Origin of the sequence: Rhodococcus sp. HM1 (assembly GCF_023218075.1) — a bacterium.
Classification (GTDB): domain Bacteria; phylum Actinomycetota; class Actinomycetes; order Mycobacteriales; family Mycobacteriaceae; genus Rhodococcus.
The window spans coordinates 1-1,528 of the sequence record NZ_JALPTB010000168.1 but is presented as its reverse complement, the minus strand read 5'-3'; the positions used below and the strand labels follow the sequence as shown (position 1 = coordinate 1,528).

The window sequence follows — 1,528 nt, the reverse complement described above, 5'->3', positions numbered from 1 at the left end:
GTTCACCACGGCCGGGAAGCTGCGCGTTCCGGTGACGCTGCGGGTCCCGCAGGGCACGTAGCGTGGGCGCCTCGATCGCGCTGCGCCCGGCGCTGCCGGAGTCGACCGCCTCGGCGCCGGCCGCGAGCACGACGGTGGCCCCGCGCCCGGTCGTCGGCGTCACGATCGCGGCACGCCCGCAGCTGGCCTCCTCGCAGTCCCCACGACCGCGGCTGCCGGAGACGACCGCGCCCGCCGGGCACATCCCGCCGGCCATCGTCGGTGTGGTCGTGCGCGCGCTGACCGTCGAGATCGACGCCGCGGTGTTGGTGGCGGCGTGGCCGATCCGCTACGCGGTGCTGACCGCGAACGTCGTGGTCGACGCGCAGATGCCGACGACGGTGGTGCCGATCCTCGACCGCGCCCTCGTCGTCGAGGCTGCACCTGCCGCGCTGCTGCCGGCCTGGCCGATCCGGTACGCAGCATTGACCGCGCAGGTGCCGGTCGGTGCGCTGCTGCCCGTGCTCGGCGACGAACTCACCCGCCACCTCCTGGCCGAGGTCGCGGTCGAGGTGAGCATCCCCGCCGTGGTGGTCCACACCCGGTCGCTCGTCGTCGAGATCGACGTCGACGTCGACGCCGCGGGGACGGTGGTCCTGGCCCGGGAGCTGGTCGCCGCGGCGGCTGTGACCGCAGTGGCGCCACCTGCCGCAGTGCACACCCGCGCCCTGGTCGCCGAGGTCATACCCGCAGCGCTGGCCCCGGCCGTCCCGGTCCTCGCACGAGTCCTGGTTGCCGAGATTCCCGCCGCCGCACTCATGCCGCCGGTGCCGGTGCACACCCGCGCTGTGGTCGCCGAGGTCGCACCGACCGCGCTCGCACCCGCCACGGTGGTCACGTTCGCGGCGATGGGCGTCGACAAGGTCGGCACCCAGGACCCAGGCCGCAACACCTGGACGCGAGTCACCGGCTGGACCGTGCGCTCCGGCTACCCGGACACCGTCGAATCCGGCGGTGCCCTCATCGCCGAAGGCACCGGCGCGACCACGATCACAGCTCGCGTCACGTTCAACACCGGGGCGATCTTCGTCGAGCGACGAGCCCGTCTGATGGTCAACGGCAGCCAGGTTGCCATCAACACGCAGTCGGGCCTGAGCACGGTGAAGGATCTGGGCCTGTCGTTCTCGACGACGCTGCACGACGGCGACCAGGTGTGGGTCGAGGCGTATCACGCGGCGACGACCGCGAACGAGCGCAACGTGCTCGCCGGCGCGACGAACACCTTCCTGTACTGGGACTAGGACGTCGACCCGGCGATTCCGTAACGCTCAGTCTGTTCTGTCCGATATGCCCAGTGGCCGTGGAGACCCACCCCCGATCGGTCGCTACGGCTCCCAAGCGCCCCGCCTCCCCCCGACGCTGGAGGCGGGGCGCGCTTTCGCATTCTGGCAGGGCCTCACCGCCCGGGACCGTCGGTGGCTGCAACTGGCTGCACGTGTTGCGTCAAGGGGTAGCCGATTCGGTGCTCCGCTTCCTCCCGATGAGGCGG

The 1,528-nt window shown here is 72.2% G+C and carries 1 protein-coding gene; it reads left to right on the top strand.

Translation table 11 applies throughout. From position 1 onward, the window contains the following. The first annotated feature begins 62 nt into the window (after positions 1–62). Positions 63–1,280, top strand: a complete 1,218-nt coding sequence (locus M1M07_RS32220) for a hypothetical protein (protein ID WP_248676765.1) — start codon at positions 63–65, stop codon at positions 1,278–1,280. Positions 1,281–1,528: the final 248 nt, after the last annotated feature.